Origin of the sequence: Kitasatospora gansuensis (assembly GCF_014203705.1) — a bacterium.
GTDB classification, from domain to species: Bacteria; Actinomycetota; Actinomycetes; order Streptomycetales; family Streptomycetaceae; genus Kitasatospora; species Kitasatospora gansuensis.
Map to the genome: position 1 here is coordinate 6,107,989 of NZ_JACHJR010000001.1, position 23,038 is coordinate 6,131,026.

Sequence of the window (23,038 nt, forward strand, 5' to 3'; positions counted from 1 at the left end):
CTGACGTGCCGCCACCCGGCAGCTCCTTGCGAGGAGTCAGTACCGATGTCCCGTACCGCCAATGCCGTCACCGCCCTGTCCCGTCCGCTCGCCGTCGCCGCGGTGGCGGGTCTGATGCTGGCGGCCCAGTCCCCGGCGCAGGCCGCCTCGGTCGCGACCTGGGACAAGGTGGCCCAGTGCGAGAGCGGTGGCGTCTGGAACATCAACACCAACAACACCTACTACGGCGGCTTGCAGATCAGTCTGCACAACTGGCAGTACTACGGGGGCACCAGCTACGCCGCCCGCCCCGACCTGGCGACCAAGCAGCAGCAGATCCTGATAGCCGAGAAGATCCTCGCCGACCAGGGCGCGGGTGCCTGGAGCTGCGCCCCGGGCACCGGACTGGCGACCGATCATGCCGACCCGTACCCCACCGCGGTGACCCGCGTCGGTGTGTACCACCCGCAGACGCAGGCGTTCTACCTGGGCAACAACGCCGGTGGGACGGTCGCTTCGGCGGTGTTCGGGAACCCGGGCTGGAAGCCGTTGACCGGTAACTGGGACGGTGTCAACGGGGCGAGCATCGGTGCGTACGACGCGGCGACGGGGACGTTCTACCTGTCGAACGACAATGCGTCGGCAGCCGTTTCGGTGAAGTTCGGCAACCCCAACTGGGTGCCCATTGCCGGGGACTGGAACGGTGACGGCAAGGACAGCATCGGTGCCTTCGACCCATCGACGTCCAAGTTCTACCTGACCAACGACAACAGCACGCTCGCCACCAGCTTCGTCTACGGCAGCCCGGGCGATCTCCCGGTCACCGGCGACTGGAACGGGGACAACAAGGACGAGGTCGGCGTCTACCACCCGGACAACCAGACCTTCTACCAGGGCGACCTCTCCGGCGGCACCTACAAGGTCTCGAAGTTCGGCAACCCGGGCTGGCTGCCGATCACCGGTGACTGGGACGCCAACGGCACCTCCACCGTGGGTGCTTACGACCCCGCCACGTCGAAGTTCTACCTGTCCAACGACAACGTCAACGCCGCGACCAGCTTCGTGTACGGCAGCCCGGGCGACGCCCCGATCACCGGCGCCTGGTGACCTGACCAGGGGTCAGAGCGTGTCGTCCAGGCCCTGTTCGATCGCGTAGCGGACCAGTTCGACGCGGTTGTGGAGCTGGAGTTTGCCGAGGGTGTTCTGTACGTGGTTCTGGACCGTGCGGTGGGAGAGCACCAGGCGGTCGGCGATCTGACGGTACGACAGTCCCTTGGCGACCAGGCGCAGGACCTCGGTCTCCCGGGTGGTGAGCTGGGGGGCCGAGGGGGCGGACGGGCCGGTGGCCAGACGGCGGAACTCGCCGAGCACCAGGCCGGCCAGGCCGGGGGTGAAGACCGCTTCGCCGAGGGCGGTGCGGCGGACGGCGTCGATCAGTTCGTCCCGGTGCGCGGATTTGAGCAGGTAGCCGGTGGCGCCGGACTTCACCGCCTCCAGGACGTCGGCGTGCTCGCCGCTGGCGGAGAGCACCAGGACCCGGACGGTCGGGTCCTGGGCGACGGCCTGGCGGCAGACCTCCACGCCGGGCAGGGTGGGCAGGTTGAGGTCGAGCACGATCACCTGGGGGGTGCTGGCCCGGGCCCGGCGGACCGCCTCCTCGCCGTCCCCGGCGGTGGCGACCACGTCGAAGCCGGCCTCGGCCAGGTCCCGGGAGACCGCCTCGCGCCACATCGGGTGGTCGTCGACCACCATGATCCGTACCTGACCGTCCATCAGGCCTCCCGGTCTCTCGAAGGTTGCCGCTCGGACCCTCCGGGGGAGGCGGCGGGCGCGAGCCTATCCGGCCAGGTGGGCGCGGGGTACCCGGAGTTCGATCTCGACGCCCTCGCCCGGGGCGGAGTAGAGCTCGGCGGTGCCGCCCAGGTCCAGCAGCCGGCCCCGGATGGACTGCGAGACGCCGAGCCGGCCGGCCCGCTCCGCCTCGGCCAGCCGTCCGGCCGGGTAGCCGGGGCCGTCGTCCCGGATGCTCACGGTGACCGCCTCCGGTTCGTCCTCGACCAGGATCCAGGCCCGGGCCGAACCGCCCGCGTGGCGGCGGACGTTGTCCACGGCGGCGCCGACGGCGGCGGAGAGTTCGGTGGCCGCCTGGCCCGGCAGCCGGACGGGGGTGGCCGGGGCGGAGAGGGTGATCCGGTCGTCGGTGTAGCGGCCGAGGAGGGGGAGCAGATCCTGTTCACCGTCCGGGGCGGCGGTGGCCGGCTGACCGCCCGTCATCAGGGTGCGCAGGGCGCGTTCCTGTTCGCCCGCCAGCCGGCCCAGCTCGCCGAGGTCGCCCTCCCGGCGCTGGACCAGCGCGAGCACCTGGAGCACCCCGTCGTGGATGTCCCGGGAGAGCCGCTCGCGCTCCCGGGTGGCGGCCTCGACCTGGAGCGCCCGGGTGAGTGCGGCCTCGCTGGCCCGGGCCAGTTCGATCACGTAGCCGATGGCGCAGCCCGCGAGCATCAGCAGCACGATGTTGTGCAGGTTGTCCGGGGTGATCCCGCCGTGCCCGGCGATGTTGGCCACCCCGACCACCGCCCCGGCGAAGGCCGCCCAGCGCCAGCCGCCCTTGCCGGCGAAGCCGAGGACGCTGCCCGCCGCCCAGATGGTCGGCAGGGTGGGGGCGCCGGCGTGGATCCGGGCGGCGGTGTCGATCAGGCCGCTCATCACGATGCCGGTCACCGCGAAGGCCAGGTCGGTGGCCAGCACGTACCAGGTGCAGCGCTGCGGACCGGCGAAGGACCGGGAACTGGCCAGCGTCCAGAGGGTCAGCGCGCCGAAGAAGATCCAGCCGGAGACCGGGTGCAGGAAGTCGTGGAACGAGCCGAAGTACCGGAGGATCGCGTACGCCAGGGCCATCACCCGGAAGAAGGAGATGGCCCGCCAGAGCGGCAGCTCGACCGACATGCCGCCGGCGGCCAGTGTGCCGCCGTACCCCGGCCGGTGATCGGCCATCGTTCCCCCAGTCACTGCTACTGCTCGGTCGAGGCGTCCTTCTCGGCCTGGGCGGCGGCCTCGGCCTCGGCGGCCTTCTTCTCGGCCTCCTGCTGCGCCTTGATCGCCTTCTGCTCGGCCTTGCGCTCGGCGTCGGTGCGCTTCTTGTCCTCGGCGATCTGCCGCTTGGCGGCGGTCGCGTAGATGTCGACGTACTCCTGGCCGGACAGCCGCATGATCTCGTACATCACCTCGTCCGTCACTGAACGGAGGATGAAGCGGTCGTTCTCCATGCCGTGGTAGCGGGAGAAGTCGAGCGGGCGGCCGATCCGGATGCCGGGGCGGACGCCGAAGTTCGGCACCACCTGGCCGGGCGGCTGGACCTTCTCGGTGTCGATCATCGCGACCGGGATCACCGGCGCGCCGGTGGCCAGCGCGACCCGGGCCAGGCCGCCGACCTTGCCCCGGTAGAGCTTGCCGTCGGGGGAGCGGGTGCCCTCGGGGTAGACCCCGAACAGCTCGCCCCGCTCGATCACGGCGACGGCGCTGCGGATCGCGGCCTCACCGGCGCCCCGGACGCCCGAACGGTCCACCGGAAGCTGCCCGACGCCCTTGAAGAAGGCGGCGGTCAGCTTGCCCTTGAGGCCCGGGGTGTTGAAGTACTCCGCCTTGGCGATGAAGGTCACCCGACGCTTCATCAGGGCAGGCAGGAAGAACGAGTCGGAGAACGACAGGTGGTTGCTCGCGATGATCGCGGGGCCGTCGTCGGGGATGTTGTCGGCACCCTCGATCCAAGGCCGGAAGAAGATCCGCAGCAGCGGTGCGACGATCATCTTCATCAGTCGGTAGAACAACCGGGGCCTCCTGTTGTGCGGACCGGTCGATCCTAATGCTTCCCGCCGGTCCCGTACGCACCGGCGGGGCTGTACGAGTCGCCGCCGACCATGGGACGATTCGCCTGCCAGTGCCAGAAGTCGCCGCTGGAGCCCGCCGCCGACGTCCCGTCAGGGTCCGGGCGGCTCCGCACCGCGAAGGAGTCCGCTGATGCCGTTGCTGCCCGGAGCCGAGCCGTTCCGCCACCAAGGGGGCCGGGTCGGCGTGCTGTTCGTGCACGGCTTCACCGGGTCGCCGCAGTCGCTCCGGCCCTGGGCCGACGAGTTCGTCGCGGCCGGGTACTCGGTCTCGGTGCCGCTGCTCCCGGGCCACGGCACCCGCTGGCAGGACATGCAGCTGACCCGCTGGGAGGACTGGTACGCCGAGGCCGAGCGAGCGTTCAAGGAGCTGGCCGCCGAGTGCGACCAGGTCTTCGTCTGCGCCCTCTCGATGGGTGGCGCGCTCGCCCTGCGGCTGACCGCCCGGCAGGGCGCGGCGGTGGCCGGACTGGTGCTCGTCAACCCGTCCGTGCGTTCCGACAACCCCGCAAGTGTGCTGTTGCCGGTGCTCCGGCACCTCGTCCCGAGCCTGCCCGGGGTGGCGAACGACATCGCCAAGCCCGGCTCGCACGAGCTCGGCTACGACCGGACGCCGCTGCATGCCGCCTGGTCACTGGCCCGACTGTGGAAGACGGTGCAGGCCGAGCTGCCCGATGTACGGCGGCCGGTCCTGCTGCTGCACAGCCCGCAGGACCATGTGGTGTCCCCGGCCAACTCCGAGTTGGTGCTGGCCCGGATATCCTCGACCGATGTGACCGAGCTGCTCTGCGAGCGCAGCTACCACGTGGCCACGCTGGACCACGACGCCGGACTGATCGTCGAGGCAAGCCTCGACTTCGTCCGGCGGCTGACCCCGGCCGTCCACGCGGAGGCGAGCGCCGCGGACGCGAGCGCCGAGGACCACCTGGGCTGAAGGGCCGGCAGTGCAGATGAACAACACCGCGGGCGACGACGAGGAACTGCCCCTGGACGGCCGGGCCAAGCCCGAGCCGACAGGGGAGTCCGACGCGCCCGCGCGCCGCCCGGTGGGGGGCAGCCAGGCCGAGCAGGACGCGATCTTCGCCGCCCTGGTGGCGCAGTTCGACGACCCGGTCGACCTCAACAACCCGGAGTGGCCGGAGATCGAGAACCTGCGGGCCAAGGAGGTCCGGCGCGCCCCGAAGGAGGAGCTGGACGACTTCGCCCCGCAGCCCCGCCCGCGCCCGGCCGCCGGTGCGGCCGCCGACCCGCGGAACTACGTGGCCGCCGAGGACCCGGACGAGGGCCACTTCATCCCGCCCGAGCCGCCGCCGCTGCCGCCGATGGACACCACCGCCAGGTTCGCCTGGCTCGCGGTGCTCGGCGGCCCGGCCCTGCTGTTGTTCGACGTGCTGGTCTGGCGCGAGGTCTCCGGCTGGCCGGCCTGGGTCGGCGTCAGCGCCTTCCTCGGCGGCTTCGTCACGCTGGTGGCCCGGATGAAGGATCGCGACGAGGACGAGCCGGAGGACCCGCACGGCGGTGCGGTGGTCTGACGGGTGGTCAGGCGATGGGGGTCCGGTCGTGGTCCCGGCCTCGGCTGAGCTTGGAGAGCTTGGCCAGCAGCAGGACCAGCCCCGCCGCACAGCCCACCGCGCCCCAGGCCGGCAGGCTCAGCGTGGCGGGCAGCAACAGCCCGGGCGTCAGCACCAGGCAGGGCACGTACCAGCGCAGCACGGTGCCCAGGTGGTCGCCGTAGCGCAGTGAGATGGCGGCGTTGGCGGTGTAGAAGGCCAGCACCCCGCCGCAGAGCGCCCAGCGGGCGCCCGGGGGCAGGTGGTGGTCCGGCTCGGCGACGGCGGTGCCGAGCGCGGCGGCGATCACCGTGATGCCGGAGACCAGCACGAACGGCAGGTACATCACGGTGTCCCGGATCGCCCGGGTGGCGTGGCCGCTCTTGGCCCGGGTCAGGCCCCGGGCGGCGTTGCCGGTGCCCCAGGTGAAGAAGATCAGGGCGAGCTCGGCGGCCACCAGGAAACCGAACAGAGCGGCCGCCGCCGAGGGCCCGGTGAAGTGCTCGGCGAGCGCGGACACCGTGGTGAAGACGCTCTCGCCGAGCACGATGACCACGAACAGGCCGATCCGCTCGACCAGGTGCTCGACCGTCATCCGGTCGTAGAAGCCCACGGTCATCCCGCTCTGCACCACCAGCAGGACGACCTCCATGGCCACCGCCACGCCCCAGAGCACGAACCGCCAGGGGTTGGGCACCGCCGCCGACACCGCCCAGAGCAGCGCGGGCACCAGGCAGTAGAGCACCGGCCGCCAGTACGGCAGCGAGCTGCCCGGCTCCCGGGCCCGGGCGAACCAGATCCCGAAGAACAGCAGCCGGATCCAGGCGGCGCCGAGCGCGTACGCCCAGGCCCGGTCGCCCAGGCCCTCGGGCGAGGCCGCCGCCATCAGGCCGAGGGCGGGCATCGCGGCCAGCAGGACGGTCCGGATCCGGCCGCTGCCGGAGCCGAAGACGTTCACGGTCACCATCAGGTTGGCCCAGGCCCACCAGGCGGGGAAGAACAGCACCAGGAAGGTCAGGAAGTCCTTCGCCGTCGGATCGCCGTGCAGGCCGTGCGCCAGCACACTGACCGTCACCACGAAGACCAGGTCGAAGAAGAGCTCGAACCAGCCGGCCCGGTGTTCGTCCTCGTCCGCTGCGTCCGAGGCTGCGGCTGCTTCGCTCATCCGCCCACTGTGCGGAGCACCGGCCCGGTCGGCCTGGCAGGCGCACGGGCGGCGCCGCCGGGATTGACCCGTCTAGCCGGGTGGCAGCCTGAGCACCGCGAGCAGCGGCAGGTGGTCGGTCGCCGTCAGCAGGTCGGCCGGGTCGACGTCCGGGAGTTCGTGCGGGACGCCGCAGGCCAGCACGGTGACCCCGGGGGAGGCGAAGACGGCGTCGATCCGCTGGTACGGGTTGGACGGTACCGAGGTGTTGGTGCCGCCCCAGGGGGCCACCACGTGGCCGTCCTGGTAGGCCGCCGCGAGGTGCTGCCAGCCGGGGCCGTCCGGGTGCTCGTTGAAGTCGCCCGCGACCACGGCGAGTTCGCCCTGCTCGGCCTGGCCGGGGAGCAGCGCGAACTGCCGCAGCCGCTCGTCCTGGTCCAGGCTCAGGTGACAGCTCGTCACCACGAACGGTGCCGAGTGCCCGATCCGGACCTTCGCGGTGGCGAAGCCGCGGGCGTGCAGGCCCCGGGTCTTCGGCAGCAGCCGGTCCCGCACCGCCAGGACGTCCACCGCCAGCCGCCCGAGCAGCAGCGGTCCGGCGGCGACCCGGCCGCCGCCGGACAGGATCACCGTGCCGGTCCGCCGGGCCAGCCAGGCGGCCTGGCCCTCGGGCCGCCAGTACCGGGGCGACTCCTGAACGCAGATCAGGTCGGGACGGCAGGCCCGGATCACCCGGACCAGCGCCTCGCGGTCGTCCCGCAGCGAACGGACGTTGTAACTGAGCAGCCGGACCACCTGCGCCCCGTCGGGCTCGGTTCCGGACGCGGGGAGCTGCATCACGTGATCGATGCTAGGTGACCAGGCGTCAGAAAGCGGGGCGTTCGCGGGTGTCGAGGTCGGCGCGGCCGGCCATCGCCGAGGAGGCCTCGGCGTGGAAGCGGCGCGGGATGCGGCCGGCCCGGAAGGCGAGTCGGCCGGCCTCGGTGGCGCGGCGCATCGCGTCGGCCATCAGGACCGGCTCCTGGGCCCGGGTCACGGCGGAGGCCAGCATCACCGCCGAACAGCCCAGCTCCATCGCCAGCGCCACGTCGGAGGCGGTGCCCGCGCCCGCGTCCAGGATCACCGGGACGCCCGCGCTCGCCACGATCAGCTGGAAGTTGTGCGGGTTGCGGATGCCCAGGCCGGAGCCGATCGGCGAACCGAGCGGCATGATCGCCGCGCAGCCGACGTCCTCCAGCTTGCGGGCCAGCACCGGGTCGTCGTTGGTGTACGGGAGCACCGTGAAGCCGTCGTCGACCAGGGTCTCGGCGGCGTCCAGCAGCTCGATCGGGTCGGGCAGCAGGGTCCGCTCGTCGGCGATCACCTCCAGCTTCACCCAGTCGGTGCCGAGTGCCTCGCGGGCCAGCCGGGCGGTCAGCACGGCCTCCCCGGCGGTGTAGCAGCCGGCCGTGTTGGGAAGCACCCGGATGTTGTTGCGGGTCAGCACGTCCAGCACCGAGCCCTGGGTGCCGGGGTCGACCCGGCGCATCGCGACGGTGGTGAGCTCGGTGCCGGAGACCCGGAGCGCCTGCTCCAGGACCTCCAGGCTGGGGGCACCGCCGGTGCCCATGATCAGCCGGGAGTGGAAGGTGACCCCGGCGATGGTGAGGGTGTCGTCGGCCATGGCGGTCAGCCTCCCTGGACTGCGGTGAGGATCTCGACCCGGTCGCCCGCGTCGAGTGCGGTGGTCCCCCAGGCGGAGCGCGGCACGACGGCCTCGTTCAGCGCGGCGGCCACCCCGGTCGGGGCGGTGCTCAGGGTGGCGACCAGCTCGGCCAGGGTGGTGCTCGGCGGCACCTGGCGGGGGGCGCCGTTGACGGTCAGCGTCAGCTCGGTCATGTCGTTCATGCGGCGGCCTTCGGGGCGAAGCGGCTGGGGGAGAAGGGGGCGGCCAGGGCCGGGACGGCGCCGGTGGCCAGGTGCTCGGCGATCAGGTCGGCGGTCACCGGGGTGAGCAGCACGCCGTTGCGGTAGTGACCGGTGGCGGCCACCAGCCCTGGCAGCGAGGTCGGGCCGAGCAGCGGGGCGTTGTCCGGCGATCCCGGCCGCAGGCCCGCGCCGGTCTCCACCAGCGGCAGTTCGGTCAGTCCGGGGACCAGCTCGTGCGCGTCCCGGAGCAGTTCGTAGACCCCGCCCGCCGTGACGGTGGTGTCGTAGCCCAGCTCCTCGCTGGTCGCGCCGATCACCAGCTCGCCGTCGGCCCGCGGCACCAGGTAGATGTGCTGCCCGCGCACCACGGCCCGGACGTTGCGGGACAGGAACGGCGCGTACCGCTCCGGGATCCGCAGCCGCAGCACCTGCCCCTTCACCGGCCGGACCGGCGGCAGCACCCCGGCGGGCAGGCCGGGCAGCAGGTGGCTCTGCGGACCCGCCGCCAGCACCAGCTGAGCGGCCGTCAGCCGCTCCCCGGAGCTCAGCCGGACGCCGGTGGCCCGGTCGCCGGTCAGCAGCAGCTCGGTGACGGAGGCCCGGTGCAGGGTGACGCCGGAGCGTTCGCAGGCCAGCACCAGGGCGGCGGCCAGCCGGCGGCCGTCCACCTGGTGGTCGCCGGTCACGTGCAGGCCGCCCCGGACGCCCGGGGCCAGCATCGGTTCGAGCTTGCGGCACTCGCGGCCGGTCAGCCAGTGCGACTCCAGGCCCAGCCGCTGCTGGAACCCGTGCAGCTCGCGCAGCTCGGCCCGGTCGTCGGAGTCCAGCGCGACGGCCAGCGTGCCGGTCTCGCGGTAGCCGGTGTCCAGCTCGGTCAGGTCGGCGAGCTCGGCGACGAAGTCGCGGTAGCGGTCGTTGGAGGCCATGCCCAGCCGGAGCAGCGGCTCCTCGCCGTACTGCAGCTCGGTGACCGGGGCCAGCATGCCGGCCGCGACCTGGGCCGCGCCCCGCCCGGGCTCCGGATCCACCACGGTGACCCGGAGGCCGCGCTGGGCGGTCCGCCAGGCGACCGCGAGGCCGATGATGCCGCCGCCGATGACCAGGACGTCGCTTTCGGTGCGTGTCAAAGTACTTCGCTCTCCCTTCGCCGGTATGACCCGGATCAGGTTCGGACGGTCGCAGGCTGTCTCGGCCCGCCTCTCAGCCCGGTGCACCGGGCTCCCGTGTAACGGCACCCACCATATCCCCGTGTTCAGGCAGCCCGGAGGTCGCTGTTCGAGGGCTGGACGACTCCGGTGGGTAGGGTGGCCGTGTGGCAGAGCTGACGGGGGACCAGATGATCGTGGTCGGCAGCGGCATGGCGGGCGCGCAGGCCGCGCTGGCCCTGCGGCAGGGGGGTTGGGCCGGGCCGATCAGGCTGCTCGGCGCGGAGCGGGAGCTGCCGTACGACCGGCCGCCGCTCTCCAAGGACGTGCTGCTCGGGCAGCGCGACAGCACCACGCTGGACATCGACTGGGCCGGTGTCGACCTGATGCCGGGCCGTCGGGCCACCGGCCTCGAGCCCGGCCTGCTGCACACCGACCGGGGCTCGCTGCCGTACGACGCGCTGGTGATCGCCACCGGCGCCAAGCCGGTCACCCTGCCCGGCGCCCGGACGCTGCGCACCCTCGACGACGCGCTGGCGCTGCGCGCGAGCCTGCGGCCCGGGCGGCACCTGGTGCTGGTCGGCGCGGGCTGGATCGGCGCCGAGACCGCGACGGTGGCCCGGCAGCTCGGCTGCCGGGTGACGGTGGTCGAGGCCGCCGCGACGCCGTTGGCCGGAGCGCTGCCCGCCGAGCTGGGCGGGCTGATGACGCAGTGGTACGCCGACGCCGGGGTGGAGCTGCGCTGCGGTGTCGGGGTGGCGGCGGTGGAGCCGGGTGCGGTGCTGCTGGCCGACGGCACCGAGCTGGCCGCCGACGAGGTGGTGGTCGGCATCGGTGCCCGCCCCGCGACCGGCTGGCTGGCCGGCTCCCCGGTGGAGCTGGACCGGGCCGGGGCGATCCTGACGGACGATCAGCTGCGGACCTCGCTGCCCGGGGTCTGGGCGGCGGGCGACTGCGTCTCGTACCCGTCGGCCCGGCTGGGCACCCGGGTGAACGTGCAGCACTGGGACCACGCGCTGCAGTCCGGCCGGGCGGTGGCCGCCTCGGTGCTCGGGGCGGGCACGCCGTACGACCCGGTGCCGTACTTCTGGTCGGAGCAGTTCGGGCGGATGGTGCAGTACGCCGGGCGGCACGCCGGGGGCGACCTGATGCTCTGGCGCGGCTCGGCCGAGGACCCGGCCTGGACGGTGCTCTGGCTCCGGGACGGGCGGCTGACCGGGCTGCTCTCGGTGGACCGGCCGCGCGACGTCAACCAGGCCAAGAAGCTGATCGAGCGCGGGGTGCCGCTGGACCCGGTGGCGGCCGCGGACCCGTCCGTGCAGCTGAAGGCGGCGATCGGCCCGAATCCGCTGTGAGATTCTGGTGCCGTGAGCGAGATGACGTCAGAGAAGATCGAAGCCCTGGTCCCCGCGTGGATGTACCTGCCCGACATCAGTGAGCAGTGGGGTGTCCCCGTCACCGAGGTCCGCGACATGGTGAAGTCCGGAAAGCTGATCGCGGTCCGCCGCGGCCCGAACAAGTCCCTCCAGGTGCCCGCCGCCTTCATCGACGGCCCGGGCCTGGTCAAGCACCTCTCCGGCACGCTGACCCTGCTGCGGGACGCCAAGTTCACCGACGCCGAGATCATCGACTGGCTGTTCACCGAGCAGCCCTCGCTGCCCGGCAGCCCGATCGAGGCCCTGGTCGAGAACCGCGGCACCGAGGTCAAGCGCCGTGCCCAGGCGGAGCTGATCTGATGACGGACGCCCGCACGCGGCTGGCCGACGCCCGGCTGTACCTGTGCACCGACGCCCGCCGCGAGCAGGGCGACCTGCCGGAGTTCCTCGACGCCGTGCTGGCCAACGGGGTGGACATCGTCCAGCTCCGGGACAAGGGCCTGGAGGCCAAGCAGGAGCTCGAGTACCTGGAGGTCTTCGCCGACGCCGCCCGCCGGCACGGCAAGCTCTTCTCGGTGAACGACCGGGCGGACGTCGCGCACGCGGCCCGCCCCGACGTCCTGCACCTCGGCCAGGACGACCTGCCGGTGCCCGCCGCGCGGGCGATCCTCGGCCCGGACGTGATCTTCGGCCGGTCCTGCCACGCCGAATCCGAGGTCGACGCGGCGATCGCCGAGCCGGGCGTCGACTACTTCTGCACCGGCCCGGTCTGGCCGACCCCGACGAAGCCGGGTCGGTACGCGCCCGGCCTCGGGCTGGTCTCGTACGCGGCCAAGGCCGTGACGGACCGTCCGTGGTTCGCGATCGGCGGCATCGACCTGGGCAACCTGGACGAGGTCCTGGCGGCCGGTGCCACCCGCGTCGTCGTGGTCCGCGCGATCACCGCCGCCGAGGACCCGGGCGCGGCCGCCGCGGAGCTGGCCCGCCGGATCCGGCGGTAGCACCCGGCTTCACCCGACCGGCCGCCGGTGGAGACGCTCCGCAGGCGGCCGATCACGCTCCGCTGTTAGCTTCCCGGGAGGGGGCTACCCGGAAGGTGAACTCCATGGCGCTCGGCGTGAACGCGGCGATCGGACGGCTGACCAGGGCGAACAGCTGGGACGTGGTGGCGAAGATCCCGATCGGCTTCACCTGCCACCACCCGCAGGGCCTGGACCGGGTCGGCGAGACCTTCTACCTGAGCGGCGTGCAGATCCTGGAGCCGACCACCCGGCTGGACCCGCCGGTCGACGGCCTGGACCGGACCGCCGGGAGGGGCCGGGGCTTCCTGTTCGAGCTGACGCCGGACGGGCAGCTGCTCCGCGAGTGGGAGCTCGGCGAGGGCGACATGTACCACGTCGGCGGGATCGCCTGGGACGGCGAGGCGCTCTGGGTGCCGGTTGCCGAGTACCGGCCCGGCTCGCACTCCGTCATGTACCGGGTGGACCCGGTGAGTTCGACCGTCACCGAGATGTTCCGCTACCCCGAGCACCTGGGCGGGGTCTCCCGCGATCCGGCCACCGGGCTGCTGCACGCGATCACCTGGGGCGGCCGCCGGGTGCTGGTCCTCACCGAACGGGGCGAGCTGGTCCGGGAGATGCCGATGCGCTCGCACTACGTGGACTTCCAGGACTGCGTGGAGGTCGAGGACGGCCTGGTCTCCTGGACCGGGGTGGCCGAGTACCCCGACGGCGCGGGCCGGGTGTTCGGCCTCGGCGGGATCGCGCTGCTGGACCTGGCCACCGGCGACGTCCGGCACGAGGTGCCGGTCACCACGCTCTCGCCGACCGGCCGGGTGGTCACCTACAACGCCACCCACCTGGAGATGGCCGGGGACCGGCTGCGGATGTACGCCGTCCCGGACGACTCCGACGAGCCGGGCGAGTCCACCCTGCTGGTGCTGGAGACGGTGCTGTGACGGTCGGCGCGGCCGAGCGGGAGGTGGCCGACCTGCTGCCGGTCGGGGCCGCGCCGGCCGAGTGCGAGCGGGTGCTGCGCGAAGTCCCGCTCTGGTTCCACACCTTCGCGCTGAACCGGGCGGCCGGGATCTACACGCCCGGGGTGGCCAGGGACCACCGGTACCGACTGCCGTACCTGCCCGCCGACTTCGGCGGTCTGCGGGTGCTGGACGTCGGCACCTGCGACGGGTTCTACGCCTTCCTGGCCGAACACCGGGGCGCCGCGCGGGTGCTGGCGGTCGACAACGAGCAGTTCGAGCAGCTGGCCCGGGAGCGCTTCGAGGTCGAGCTGACCGGGGGAGCGGCGTTCCGCGCGGTGCACGGACTGCTCGGCTCCAAGGTCGAGTACCGGCAGGCGGACGCGCTGGACCTGGCGGGCGAGCGGGAGCGCTTCGACTTCGTGTACTGCTGCGGGATGCTGCACCGGGTGGAGAACCCGCTCGGCGTGCTCCGGGTGCTCGGCGGGCTGCTCGCCCCGGGCGGGCGGCTGCTGGTGGAGACGTACGGGATGCCGGGGGCGACCTCCGAGGCGGCCGACGTCAGGGTGCTGGCCCCCGGCGAGGCGACCCAGGGCGACGACGTCCACCTCTGGGGGTTCAGCCCGGCGGGGCTCGGGCGGCTGGCCGGCTGGGCCGGGCTCCGGGAGAGCGGCGACACCGCGCAGTTGACGGTCGACGGCCACCCGCGGCTGATCGCCACCCTGCTCGGCGACGCTGCTTAGTACTTGCGGACCGTGGCCGCCTCGGCGAGGGCGAGCAGGGTGGCCCGGGCCGGGCCCGCTGCCAGCGGGGCCGCGTCGAGGGCGGCGAGGGACTGGGCCATCAGTTCGTCGATCCGGTGTTCGACGGTCTCGGCGGCCCCGCTCTTCTCCACCAGGCCCCGCAGCACCGGCACCTCCTCGGCCGTCAGGTCCGGCGCGCCGAGCCGCTCGTCCAGCTGGTGGGCGTCCGCCTTGGAGAGGCCGCGCATGGCGTGGGCGATCAGCAGGGTGCGCTTGCCCTCGCGGAGGTCGTCGCCGGCGGGCTTCCCGGTGACGGCGGGGTCGCCGAAGACGCCGAGCAGGTCGTCGCGGAGCTGGAACGCCTCGCCCAGCGGGAGGCCGAACGCCGAGTAGGCGGCGACCAGTTCGGGGCTCGCCCCGGCCAGCAGGGCGCCGACCTGGAGCGGGCGCTCGATGGTGTACTTCGCCGACTTGTAGTGCAGGACGGTCTGCGCCCGCTCCAGCGCACCCTCGTCCGCGGAGTCCCCGGCGACCGGCTCCAGCACGTCCAGGTACTGACCGACCATCACCTCGGTGCGCATCAGGTCGAAGGCGGGCTTGGCGGCCAGCACCCGCTCGGCGGGCAGGCCGGAGCGCAGGAAGAGTTCGTCGCACCAGATCAGCAGCAGGTCGCCGAGCAGCACCGCCGCCGAGGCGCCGTACTGCTCCCGGTCGCCGCGCCAGCCGCGCTCGCGGTGCAGGGCCTCGAACCTGCGGTGGATCGAGGGCAGTCCGCGCCGGGTGTCGCTGCGGTCCATCAGGTCGTCGTGCACCAAGGCGCTGGCCTGGAGCAGCTCCAGCGCGGCGGCGGCCCGGGGGATGCCCGCGGAGCCGGCGGCGCCGCCCGCCCCGCGCCAGCCCCAGTAGCAGAACGCGGGCCGCAGCCGCTTGCCGCCGTCCAGCAGGAACTCGCGCAGCGCGTCGGCGGCGGGCGTCAGCTGCGCGGAGACCGTGGCGAGCAGCTCGGTCTGCTCGGCCATGAAGACCGCCAGCGCCGCGTTGACGCGCTCGCGGACGTCCTCCACGTCGATGGGGCTGACCGGCCGGGCGGTGGGCGAGGACACGATGGACTCCGGGGTCGAGGAGGGGGTGACGGTCAGCCTAACCGGGCCGGGTCAACACCAGGTGTGTGCCCGTCCGCCGAACGGGGCAGCGGTGTCTCAACAAGTGGACCGCGATTGTCAGGCCCTTTGTGCACCCGGCTAGTCTGCCAACATGGCACTCGGTATCCCCTCCACCAGAACAGACCGGGCGGAGACCGTCCGCGACCTGCTGGCGGCAGGCGACCGCTCCTTCTCCTTCGAGTTCATGCCGCCGCGGACCGAGGCCGGTGAGGCGAAGCTCTGGGACGCCATCCGCCGCGTCGAGTCGCTGGACCCGAACTTCGTCTGCATGACGTACGGCGCGGGCGGCTCCTCGCGCGGACGGACCGTCAACCTGGTCGGCCGGATCGCCACCGAGACCACGCTGACGCCGGTCGCGCACCTGACCGCGGTCGACCACTCGATCGCCGAGCTGCGCAACATCATCGGCCAGTACGCGGACGAGGGCGTCCGCAACGTGCTGGCGGTCCGCGGCGACCCGCCCGGCGACCCCGAGGGCGAGTGGGTCCGGCACCCGCAGGGCGTGGAGTACGCGTACGAGCTGGTCGAGCTGATCAAGAGCATCGGCGACTTCTGCGTCGGGGTGGCGGCCTTCCCGTCGATGCACCCGCGCTCGGAGAGCTGGGACGACGACATCCGGCACTTCGTGGCCAAGTGCCGGGCCGGCGCCGACTACGCGATCACCCAGATGTTCTTCGAGGTCGAAGACTACCTGCGGCTGCGCGACCGGGTCGAGGCGGCGGGCTGCTCGACGCCGATCATCCCGGAGATCATGCCGGTCACCAACATCCGGCAGCTCACCCGCTTCCCGCAGCTCTCGGGTTCGGCCTTCCCGGTCGAGCTGCAGCGCCGGTTCGAGGCGGTCGCCGAGGACCCGGAGGCGGTCCGCGCGATCGGCATCGAGCACGCCACCGCGATGGCCGAGCGGCTGCTCGCCGAGGGCGCGCCCGGCCTGCACTTCATCACGCTCAACCACTCCACCGCGACCCTGGAGATCTACCAGAACCTCGGTCTGCACCAGCGCTGAGATCGGGCAGGGGATGTGGGCCCAGGACCGCCGAGCCTGTACAGTCGCCCGCAACGCGCGGGGATCGGTGACGTCGGAGGTCACGGTATGGGCATCGGGTTCCTGTTGCTGTACGCCGCGCTCGCGGTGGTCGCGCTCTGGCTGATCGCCGAGCTGCTGCTGCAGAGCCGCGCCCCGCTGCACTGGCGCGCGGTGGCCCTCGGCGGCTTCCTCGCCGTGGTCGCCGGGATGGCGCTCTCCTCGGTGCTGGTGATCGGCGCCGGGGCCGCCCTGTTCGCGGCCGGCCAGCTGCTGGTCACCCTCTCGGTCAAGCGCGGCTATGTCGACGGCTGGTCGCTGCGCCGCGCCGACGGTGAACTGCCGGGCCCGCTGGCCAAGGTGCCGCTGCTCAGCGCGGCCACCGGCGGCGAGCCCGAGGCGGCCGCCGAGGTGGTCCAGCAGGTCGGTGAGGTCGGCCCGATCGAGCCCGAACAGGCGCCGGTGGCGTACGAGTTCGAGCAGATGCAGGAACTGGCCGCCGAGCCCGTCGCGGATCCGGCCGCAGAGGAGAGCGTCTACGCCGCCGCGTACTACCAGCAGCCCTACTACGACCAGGGCTACCAGCAGCCGCAGTACGGCTACGAGCAGTACCAGGACCAGTACGCCCAGCCGCAGCAGCAACAGCCGTACTACGACCAGGGTTACCCCCAGCAGCAGGAGTGGCAGCAGCCGGCCGTCCCACAGCAGTACCAGCCCGAGCAGCAGCAGCCGGAGCAGCAGCAGAACTGGAACTACCAGCAGCAGATCTGACCGCCCGTCAGGACTCGTAGCCCTCGACCTCGGCGGCCGGGCGGACCCGTGCGGTGCCCGGGTCCTCGCCGAACTCGGTCCTGGCCCGGCGCTGGCGCAGCAGGTCCCAGCACTGGTCGAGCTTGATCTCCAGCGCCGCCAGGTCCTCCCGGGCGGACGCCTCGTCGGCGGTGCCGTCCGCGATGCGGGCGCGCAGCTGCTTCTCGGCGTCCACCAGCTTGCCGATCGAGCCGAGGATGTCGGCGTTCTCCTGGCCGGTCATGGGGGCCTCCTTGGGTACGGGCTGGACACCGCTCATCCTCGGTCCGCGCCCGGCCCCGCGCATGCCGGGAACACCCGGACGGCCGCTTCGGTTGACGTCGCCGGAAGCGGAAGGAGACCCACCCCCATGAGCTACCAGGAGTTCCAGCGGGCCACCCTGTTCTTCGACTCGAAGGACTACGCCGGGGCGGCCGAGATCCTCACCCCGATCGTCGAGGCCGACCCTTCGAGCCGGGCCGCGGCCGAGCTGCTCGCCCGGTCCTACTTCCACAGCGCCCAGCTCGGCCGGGCGGAGCAGGCGTTCCGGCGGCTGATCGAGCTGGACCCGGGCAACGGCTGGGCGTACGAGGTGCTCGCCCGCACCCTGGAGCGCCGGGGCGAGGCCGACCAGGCGGCCCGCTACCGCAAGCTGGCCCGGGCGATGGGCGAGGGCGGCGCCGAGGGCGCGGTGTACGTGGTGCAGGCCGCCAACCTGGCGGACTGAGGGTCCGTCAGGCCGGGCCGACCAGGCCCGCCACGATCGAGGCCGACATCCCGGCGCGGGCCAGCCCGCCGCCGGGGTGGGCGGCCGCGCCGATCCGGTACAGGCCGGTGAGCCCGGTCGCGTTCGGCGGGCTGAGGAAGCCGCCGCCGGCACCCGCCAGCGAGGGCAGCGGCTGAGGCCGTCCGGGGGCGAGCGGTTCGCTCCAGTGGACCCGGTCGCGCAGGTCGAGCCCGGCCGCCGCGAGGTGGTCGAGCAGGTGCTCGGGGTAGCCCTCGGGCGCCGCCCCCGGGGGGACGGTGACGGTCAGGGTGACCGCCTCGTGGCCCGCCGGGGCGAGCGCCGGGTCGTCCGGCCGGTGCACCTGGACGGTCGGGTTACGGGGGAACTCGGCGGCGTCGAAGAGCGAACGGAGCTCGGCGGCGCTGTCCCCGGCGTGCACCACGGTGCGGACGGCCGTGCCCGGCGGCCGCTCGCCGCGCAGCGCCAGCAGCACGGTCAGCCGGGCCGGGCCCGGCCGGGTGGCGGGGAGGTCCTCGGCGCGGGCGGACAGCACGGCGTCGGCCTCGAACCGGCGCTCCCCGGCGGCCACCCCGGTGACCCGGCCGTCGGCGTCGAGCACCTCGGTGACGGCGGTGCCGAAGTGGAACTCCACCCCGCGCTGCTCGCACCGGCGGAACACCGCGTCGGCCAGCGCGCGCATCCCGCCGCCGACGTACCAGACGCCGAAGGACTGCTCCATGTACGCCAGCACGGTCGCCCCGGCCGGGGCGGTGCGCGGGTCGAGGCCGAAGCGCAGCGCGTACTCGTACAGCAGCGCGGTCGGTCCTGCGCCGCCGAGCTCGGTGGCCGCCACCCCGGCCACCGTGTGCGGGGGTGTCCGGCGCAGCCGGGCCAGGCCGCGGCGGGGGGCGGTGGGGTAGGGGTCGGTGTGCAGCGGGGTGGGATCGGCCGGGAGGGGCTCCTCCAGCAGCGGGCGGCGGGTGGCCTCCCAGACCGTACGGGCCCGGTTCATCACCTCGCTCCAGCGCTCGCCGGAGCCGGGGCCGAAGGCGGTGTCCAGGGCCTGGGCCACGCCGCCCCGGGAGGCGTTCGGCAGCACCAGGTCGGTGCCGTCCGGGAACAGGTGGCGGCTCTCCGGCTCGACCGGGGTGAGCGCGACCAGCTGTTCGAGCGGCTCCTTGCCGGTCTTCAGCGCGAGGTCGCGGTAGACGGCGGGCAGCGCGAGCAGGGTGGGCCCGGTGTCGAACGCGTAGCCGTCCCGCTCGTACCGGCCGACCTCCCCGCCGTACGTCGGCCCGGCCTCACAGACCGTCACCCGGTGCCCCAGGGTGGCCAGCCGTGCGGCGGCGGCCAAACCGCTCATTCCAGCGCCGATGATGACGATCCGTGCCATGGTGCCCGATCCTATGCGGTCGGCGGCCTCGGTCGGGCGGGTGGTCCGGACTGTCGAAAACCACCCTGCTGCGCCTTTTGTTGTCATATCGTCAGTTCGGTCCGTACACAGCACCGACGGATCCCGACGAGCGGATGTGACCGATGAGCGACCTGGACCAGCTGGCCGAGCGGTTCGAGGCGGAGCGGGCCCAACTCAGGGCCGTGGCCTACCGGATGCTGGGCTCGCTGAACGAGGCCGAGGATGCCGTCCAGGAGGCCTGGTTCCGGCTGGAGCGGTCCGACGTGACCGAGGTGCGGAACCTCCCGGCCTGGCTGACCACCGTGGTCGGGCGGGTCTGCCTGGACCAGCTGCGGGCCCGCAAGTCCCGTCGGGAGGACGCTCTGGAGTGCCACGTGCCGGACCCGGTGGTCGGCGAGCTGGGTGTGGTGGACCCGGAGCAGCAGGCGCTGCTCGCCGACTCGGTCGGGCTGGCGATGCTGGTGGTGCTGGACACCCTGCCGCCCGCCGAGCGGGTGGCCTTCGTGCTGCACGACATGTTCGCGGTGCCGTTCGAGTCGATCGCCCCGATCGTCGACCGGGAGCCCGCCGCCACCCGGCAGCTGGCCAGCCGGGCCCGCCGCAAGGTGCAGGGCGCGGCCGTCCCGGAGACCGACCTCGGGCGGCAGCGGGTGGTGGTCGAGGCGTTCATGGCCGCCTCCAGGGCCGGGGACTTCGAGTCGCTGCTCGCGGTGCTCGACCCGGACGTGGTGCTCCGCGCCGACACCGGGGCGGGCGGCCTGGCGGGCGCGTCCAGGCTGATCCGCGGGGCGCAGGCGGTGGCGAGCCAGGCGCTGATGTTCTCCGCGATGGCCCCGTACTCCCGGCTGGCGCTGGTCAACGGCGCGGTCGGCCTGATCGGCCTGCCGGCGGACAAGGCGTACTCGGTGATGGGCGTGACCGTCCGGGACGGTCGGATCACCGAGATCAACCTGCTGGTCGATCCCGACCGGCTGGCCGGGATCGACGTGTCCTTCCTGACCGGCTGAGGCTCCGTCAGTACGGGACGCGGGTCGCTCCGCTGCCGTCGCCTGCCGCCGGGACCGGCTGGTGGGCGGCGGCGCGGTCGGCCTTGCGCTCGCGGCGGCGGACCAGGAAGCGGCGGATCCGGGAGACCGCGAACCAGACCAGCAGGGCGCCGACCAGTATCAGGACGGCGGCGGCCGAGGCGGCCAGCCAGGGGTGGAAGATCGCCAGGGTGACCAGCCCGGCCACCGAGAGGTCCTCGGTGATGCTGGCGATGATGTTGCTGGCCGGCTCGGGCGAGGTGTTGATCGCCATCCGGAGTGAGGCCTTGATGCCGTGGCTGATCAGCGCGGTGGTGCCGCCCATCGCGCCGGCCGCCACCTCGCCGAGCGAACCCGGGTCCTGGCCGGCCAGCAGCGCGCCGATGGTGGCACCGGCGATCGGCCGGATCACGGTGTGGATCACGTCCCAGACCGAGTCCACGTACGGGATCTTGTCGGCCACCGCCTCGCACAGGAAGAGCACGGCGGCGGCGATCAGCACGTCGGTGCGCTCCAGCGTCGGCGGCACCGAGTCCGCGCCGCCGAACCGGCCCAGCAGCCCGAGCAGCAGCACCACCGCGTACGCGTTGATCCCGCTCGCCCAGCCGCTGGTGAAGACCAACGGGACGACGCTCATCCGTTCCCCCTCCGTGGAGTCTGTCGATGTCCGGGGGTCACCGTATCCGGTAGCTCTCCCGGCGGGTCAGGACGTCGTGGGGGCGGGCGCGGTTCCGGGTCGCCGAAAGGTGAGTACGGATACTCAGATCATCACTTGAGTACTTCAGCGGATGGCCCCCGACCTGCGGAAACGGCAGAGTTGGGGGCACCCGGGACGACGGACCGTCAGCTCCGCTCCCGGCAGCGGCCCGACCCGCCCACGGACTGTGGGGGACCGGCGGGCACCTCGGGCCGCGACACCGAAGCCGGACACCGGCCACGGACCGCCGACACGGGGCGGCGGACCGGGGTCACGGGGGGAATGTCCGGCGGAGGGGTGGCACGGGGGAACACGGGGGTCACCACGGGGGAAACGGGGGGACCACGTGCGAGGCGCCTCCGCCCGGCCGGGCGGGGGCGCCTTTGCACGCTCGCGCCCGGATTGTCAGTGCCGCGGTTCACGATGGAGGGGCTCGGGTCAAGCCGGCCCGGGTCAACCGCCGTGGACCGGGGGATCGTATGACCATCAGTCAGCCCGAGACCGCCCCACTGCTGCCCGCGCCCGCCCGGCCGATCCGGGGCGCCGACATCCACCCCGTCCCGCGACGGGCCGCCGCACCGCCCGCCGCACTGGACCTGCTCCGGCACGCCGAACTGACCCTGATCCAGTCCCGCCACTACGAGGACCCGCTCCAGCGCTACGCCACCGCGCACCTGGCCGCGCTGCGCACCACCGCCGCCGTGCTGGCCGTCCGGGGGCGCCCGGAGAAGCGCACCCGGCGGCGGCAGGCGATCCGCAGCGCCTGGGAGGTGCTGCCCGAAGTCGCACCCGAACTGGCCGAGTGGGCCGCCTACTTCGCCGCCGGGGCCCGCCGCCGGGCGGCCGCCGAGGCGGGCATCCGGCACGCCGCCAGCGCCCGCGACGCGGACGACCTGATCCGGAACACGGCCCTCTACCTCCGCCTGGTCCAGCGCCTGCTCGACCTCCACCCCGACCAGCCGCTACCACTCGACGCGAGCTGAGCGGGGTACCCCGGGCGGAGGGCCTAAGGTGGTGGCGTTCAGTGACATCGCTGTGGTGAGGAGCCTCCACCGTGTACCCGACCCGTCCTCGCAGTGCCCTGCGTACCGCCGTGGTGTGGGAGGTGGTGCGAGCCGCCCTGGAGCAGCGGGCCGGGGATCTGGGCCGGCCCGTGCTCGAGGTGCTCGACACCGGCGGGGGCACGGGCAACTTCGCCGTGCCGGTCGCCCGGCTCGGTCACCGGGTGACGGTGGTCGACCCGAGTCCGGACGCGCTGTTCGCGCTGGAGCGCCGGGCCGCCGAGGCCGGGGTCACCGAGCTGGTCCGGGCCGTCCAGGGCGACACCCAGACCCTGCCGGAGCTGGTCGAGCCCGGCACGGTGGACGCGGTGCTCTGCCACGGCGTGCTGGAGATGGTGGACGACCCGGCCGAGGCGCTGGGCAGCCTGACCGGGACGCTGGCCAAGGGCGGCCTGGTCAGCCTGCTGGCCGCGAACCGGAACGGCGCCGTCCTGGCCCGCGCGCTGGCGGGTCACTTCAACGACGCCCGGGCCGTACTGGACGCCCCCGACGGCCGCTGGGGCCCGCAGGACCCGATGCCCCGCCGGTTCAGCGTCGAGGAGCTGGGCGAGCTGGCCGTCGCGGCCGGTCTCGCCGTCACCTCGGTGCACGGCGTCCGGGTTTTCGCGGACCTGGTCCCCGGTGTCCTGGTGGACACCGAGCCCGGCGCGATGGAGGCGCTGCTCAAGCTGGAGCAGGCCGCCGCCGAGCAGCCCGCGTTCCACGCCGTGGCCACTCAGCTGCACGTTCTGGCCGCGCTGGTCTGACCGGCCCCGCCCGGCTCACCCGCCCGGTTCAAGTCATTCCGACGATCCGGGCACTTGTCGGGGGGCTCCAGCGTTGGTCAGCTTCGAGTCGGGTGAACGAACGTGGCCGGAGCCACGGACGCGTGACCATCCCGATCCGGCCGCTCGGACCGTATGATCTGGGTAAAGCCGGAAAGCATGACAGCCAGGCGCATGGGGCATATGGACGACACAGGCCCAGCCAGGGGTGGCGGACCGGTCGCCCCGCGACCGACGAGTAGTAGGAGGACTCCGTGCCGCTCTCGGAGCACGAGCAGCGACTGCTCGAGCAGATGGAGCGAGCGCTGTACGCCGAAGATCCCAAGTTCGCGTCAGCGCTTGAGGGAACCGGGCTGCGCACCTACACCCGTCGGAGGGTCTACCAGGCCGCCGCAGGGTTCGTGGTGGGTATCGCTCTCCTGATGGGCGGCATGGTCGCCCAGCAAATCTGGGTGAGCGTCGTCGGGTTCCTGGTGATGCTGGGCTGCGCGGTCCTCGCCGTTACCGGCTGGAAGCGTGGTCCGGCCGGGCAGGGAGCGGGACCCAAGGCGTCCCCTGCTCCGCGCCGGAAGGCCGGTGTGATGGACCGGATGGAGCAGCGCTGGCAACGCCGTCGGGACGAACACGACGGAATGTGAGCCGGCCGGAAGTACGGAGCTGGAGAGGGCGG

27 protein-coding genes and 1 riboswitch are annotated in these 23,038 nt (G+C 73.2%); of the genes, 15 read left to right on the forward strand and 12 right to left on the reverse strand.

What is annotated here, in order from left to right:
* Window positions 1-45 precede the first annotated feature (45 nt).
* Complete coding sequence (locus F4556_RS39205; RefSeq protein WP_221503713.1) at window positions 46-1,086, forward strand: transglycosylase family protein; 1,041 nt, start codon at window positions 46-48, stop codon at window positions 1,084-1,086.
* Window positions 1,087-1,098: 12 nt separating this feature from the next.
* On the opposite strand, the gene F4556_RS27620 is transcribed toward F4556_RS39205, so the two are convergent.
* From F4556_RS27620 to F4556_RS27630, 3 genes are all read right to left on the reverse strand, one after another.
* Window positions 1,099-1,752, reverse strand: coding sequence for a response regulator (locus tag F4556_RS27620; protein WP_184920698.1), 654 nt, complete (start codon window positions 1,750-1,752; stop codon window positions 1,099-1,101).
* A gap of 63 nt (window positions 1,753-1,815) precedes the next feature.
* Entirely contained in the window at window positions 1,816-2,973 is a 1,158-nt protein-coding gene (gene macS / locus F4556_RS27625; protein ID WP_246511101.1) for a MacS family sensor histidine kinase, read from the reverse strand.
* 17 nt (window positions 2,974-2,990) lie between these two features.
* The gene (locus F4556_RS27630; RefSeq protein WP_376775750.1) at window positions 2,991-3,806 is read right to left on the reverse strand and encodes a lysophospholipid acyltransferase family protein; all 816 of its coding nucleotides are present in this window, start codon (window positions 3,804-3,806) and stop codon (window positions 2,991-2,993) included.
* A gap of 190 nt (window positions 3,807-3,996) precedes the next feature.
* On the opposite strand from F4556_RS27630, the gene F4556_RS27635 reads away from it, so the two are divergent.
* Together F4556_RS27635 and F4556_RS27640 are read left to right on the forward strand one after the other, a co-directional pair.
* Entirely contained in the window at window positions 3,997-4,797 is an 801-nt protein-coding gene (locus F4556_RS27635; RefSeq protein ID WP_184920700.1) for an alpha/beta hydrolase, read from the forward strand.
* Window positions 4,798-4,813: 16 nt separating this feature from the next.
* The gene (locus F4556_RS27640) at window positions 4,814-5,395 is read left to right on the forward strand and encodes a hypothetical protein (RefSeq protein WP_246511102.1); all 582 of its coding nucleotides are present in this window, start codon (window positions 4,814-4,816) and stop codon (window positions 5,393-5,395) included.
* A gap of 7 nt (window positions 5,396-5,402) precedes the next feature.
* Here the strand turns inward: F4556_RS27640 and F4556_RS27645 are convergent, their stop codons facing one another.
* The 5 genes from F4556_RS27645 to thiO all read right to left on the reverse strand — a co-directional run bounded on the left by F4556_RS27645 (window position 5,403) and on the right by thiO (window position 9,592).
* The gene (locus F4556_RS27645) at window positions 5,403-6,578 is read right to left on the reverse strand and encodes a low temperature requirement protein A (RefSeq protein WP_184920703.1); all 1,176 of its coding nucleotides are present in this window, start codon (window positions 6,576-6,578) and stop codon (window positions 5,403-5,405) included.
* A 72-nt stretch (window positions 6,579-6,650) separates the two neighbouring features.
* Window positions 6,651-7,394 (reverse strand): endonuclease/exonuclease/phosphatase family protein, encoded by a 744-nt coding sequence (locus F4556_RS27650; RefSeq protein ID WP_184925264.1) that lies wholly within the window; start codon window positions 7,392-7,394, stop codon window positions 6,651-6,653.
* Window positions 7,395-7,422: 28 nt separating this feature from the next.
* Complete coding sequence (locus tag F4556_RS27655) at window positions 7,423-8,220, reverse strand: thiazole synthase (protein WP_184920705.1); 798 nt, start codon at window positions 8,218-8,220, stop codon at window positions 7,423-7,425.
* Between the two features lie 5 nt (window positions 8,221-8,225).
* A complete protein-coding gene (thiS, locus tag F4556_RS27660; protein ID WP_184920707.1) occupies window positions 8,226-8,444 on the reverse strand; it encodes a sulfur carrier protein ThiS in 219 nt (72 codons plus the stop codon).
* Entirely contained in the window at window positions 8,441-9,592 is a 1,152-nt protein-coding gene (gene thiO / locus F4556_RS27665; protein WP_184920709.1) for a glycine oxidase ThiO, read from the reverse strand. The genes thiS and thiO overlap by 4 nt, the downstream gene beginning before the upstream one ends.
* Window positions 9,589-9,700: riboswitch (TPP riboswitch) on the reverse strand. Its footprint overlaps the gene before it by 4 nt.
* Window positions 9,701-9,801: 101 nt before the next feature.
* Between thiO and F4556_RS27670 the strand changes: the two genes are divergently transcribed.
* The 5 genes from F4556_RS27670 (at window position 9,802) to F4556_RS27690 (ending at window position 13,704) form a co-directional block, all read left to right on the forward strand.
* Window positions 9,802-10,965, forward strand: a complete 1,164-nt coding sequence (locus F4556_RS27670; RefSeq protein ID WP_184925266.1) for an NAD(P)/FAD-dependent oxidoreductase — start codon at window positions 9,802-9,804, stop codon at window positions 10,963-10,965.
* Window positions 10,966-10,986: 21 nt separating this feature from the next.
* Window positions 10,987-11,346, forward strand: coding sequence for an Rv2175c family DNA-binding protein (locus F4556_RS27675; protein WP_184920711.1), 360 nt, complete (start codon window positions 10,987-10,989; stop codon window positions 11,344-11,346).
* Complete coding sequence (thiE, locus tag F4556_RS27680; RefSeq protein ID WP_184920713.1) at window positions 11,346-11,987, forward strand: thiamine phosphate synthase; 642 nt, start codon at window positions 11,346-11,348, stop codon at window positions 11,985-11,987. The genes F4556_RS27675 and thiE overlap by 1 nt, the downstream gene beginning before the upstream one ends.
* A gap of 104 nt (window positions 11,988-12,091) precedes the next feature.
* Window positions 12,092-12,943: a DUF6454 family protein gene (locus F4556_RS27685; protein ID WP_184920715.1), complete on the forward strand. Its 852-nt coding sequence runs from the start codon at window positions 12,092-12,094 to the stop codon at window positions 12,941-12,943.
* Window positions 12,940-13,704, forward strand: a complete 765-nt coding sequence (locus F4556_RS27690; RefSeq protein ID WP_184920717.1) for a class I SAM-dependent methyltransferase — start codon at window positions 12,940-12,942, stop codon at window positions 13,702-13,704. The genes F4556_RS27685 and F4556_RS27690 overlap by 4 nt, the downstream gene beginning before the upstream one ends.
* Here F4556_RS27690 and F4556_RS27695 read toward each other — a convergent pair.
* Window positions 13,701-14,807 (reverse strand): polyprenyl synthetase family protein, encoded by a 1,107-nt coding sequence (locus tag F4556_RS27695; RefSeq protein WP_313068707.1) that lies wholly within the window; start codon window positions 14,805-14,807, stop codon window positions 13,701-13,703. The genes F4556_RS27690 and F4556_RS27695 overlap by 4 nt on opposite strands.
* 151 nt (window positions 14,808-14,958) lie before the next feature.
* Here F4556_RS27695 and metF point away from each other — a divergent pair, with 151 nt between their 5' ends.
* Window positions 14,959-15,873: a methylenetetrahydrofolate reductase [NAD(P)H] gene (metF, locus tag F4556_RS27700; protein ID WP_184920719.1), complete on the forward strand. Its 915-nt coding sequence runs from the start codon at window positions 14,959-14,961 to the stop codon at window positions 15,871-15,873.
* Window positions 15,874-15,960: 87 nt separating this feature from the next.
* Entirely contained in the window at window positions 15,961-16,662 is a 702-nt protein-coding gene (locus tag F4556_RS27705; RefSeq protein ID WP_184920721.1) for a hypothetical protein, read from the forward strand.
* A gap of 7 nt (window positions 16,663-16,669) precedes the next feature.
* Here F4556_RS27705 and F4556_RS27710 read toward each other — a convergent pair whose 3' ends face one another.
* Window positions 16,670-16,924, reverse strand: coding sequence for a DUF2630 family protein (locus F4556_RS27710; protein WP_184920723.1), 255 nt, complete (start codon window positions 16,922-16,924; stop codon window positions 16,670-16,672).
* A gap of 126 nt (window positions 16,925-17,050) precedes the next feature.
* On the opposite strand from F4556_RS27710, the gene F4556_RS27715 reads away from it, so the two are divergent.
* Entirely contained in the window at window positions 17,051-17,407 is a 357-nt protein-coding gene (locus tag F4556_RS27715; protein ID WP_184920725.1) for a tetratricopeptide repeat protein, read from the forward strand.
* Between the two features lie 7 nt (window positions 17,408-17,414).
* On the opposite strand, the gene F4556_RS27720 is transcribed toward F4556_RS27715, so the two are convergent.
* The gene (locus tag F4556_RS27720; RefSeq protein ID WP_184920727.1) at window positions 17,415-18,800 is read right to left on the reverse strand and encodes a phytoene desaturase family protein; all 1,386 of its coding nucleotides are present in this window, start codon (window positions 18,798-18,800) and stop codon (window positions 17,415-17,417) included.
* 143 nt (window positions 18,801-18,943) lie between these two features.
* On the opposite strand from F4556_RS27720, the gene sigJ reads away from it, so the two are divergent.
* Window positions 18,944-19,828 (forward strand): RNA polymerase sigma factor SigJ, encoded by an 885-nt coding sequence (gene sigJ / locus F4556_RS27725; protein ID WP_184920729.1) that lies wholly within the window; start codon window positions 18,944-18,946, stop codon window positions 19,826-19,828.
* A 7-nt stretch (window positions 19,829-19,835) separates the two neighbouring features.
* Here the strand turns inward: sigJ and F4556_RS27730 are convergent, their stop codons facing one another.
* On the reverse strand, window positions 19,836-20,483 hold the full coding sequence (locus tag F4556_RS27730) for a DUF4126 domain-containing protein (protein WP_184920731.1): 648 nt from the start codon (window positions 20,481-20,483) through the stop codon (window positions 19,836-19,838).
* A 539-nt stretch (window positions 20,484-21,022) separates the two neighbouring features.
* Here F4556_RS27730 and F4556_RS27735 point away from each other — a divergent pair.
* The 3 genes from F4556_RS27735 to F4556_RS27745 all read left to right on the forward strand — a co-directional run bounded on the left by F4556_RS27735 (window position 21,023) and on the right by F4556_RS27745 (window position 23,006).
* Window positions 21,023-21,526 (forward strand): SAV_6107 family HEPN domain-containing protein, encoded by a 504-nt coding sequence (locus F4556_RS27735; RefSeq protein WP_184920733.1) that lies wholly within the window; start codon window positions 21,023-21,025, stop codon window positions 21,524-21,526.
* Window positions 21,527-21,597: 71 nt separating this feature from the next.
* Window positions 21,598-22,350 carry a methyltransferase domain-containing protein gene (locus tag F4556_RS27740; RefSeq protein WP_313068710.1) on the forward strand — a complete coding sequence of 251 codons (753 nt, stop codon included), beginning with the start codon at window positions 21,598-21,600 and terminating at the stop codon, window positions 22,348-22,350.
* 272 nt (window positions 22,351-22,622) lie between these two features.
* Window positions 22,623-23,006 (forward strand): SCO2097 family morphological protein, encoded by a 384-nt coding sequence (locus F4556_RS27745; protein WP_184920735.1) that lies wholly within the window; start codon window positions 22,623-22,625, stop codon window positions 23,004-23,006.
* Window positions 23,007-23,038: the final 32 nt, after the last annotated feature.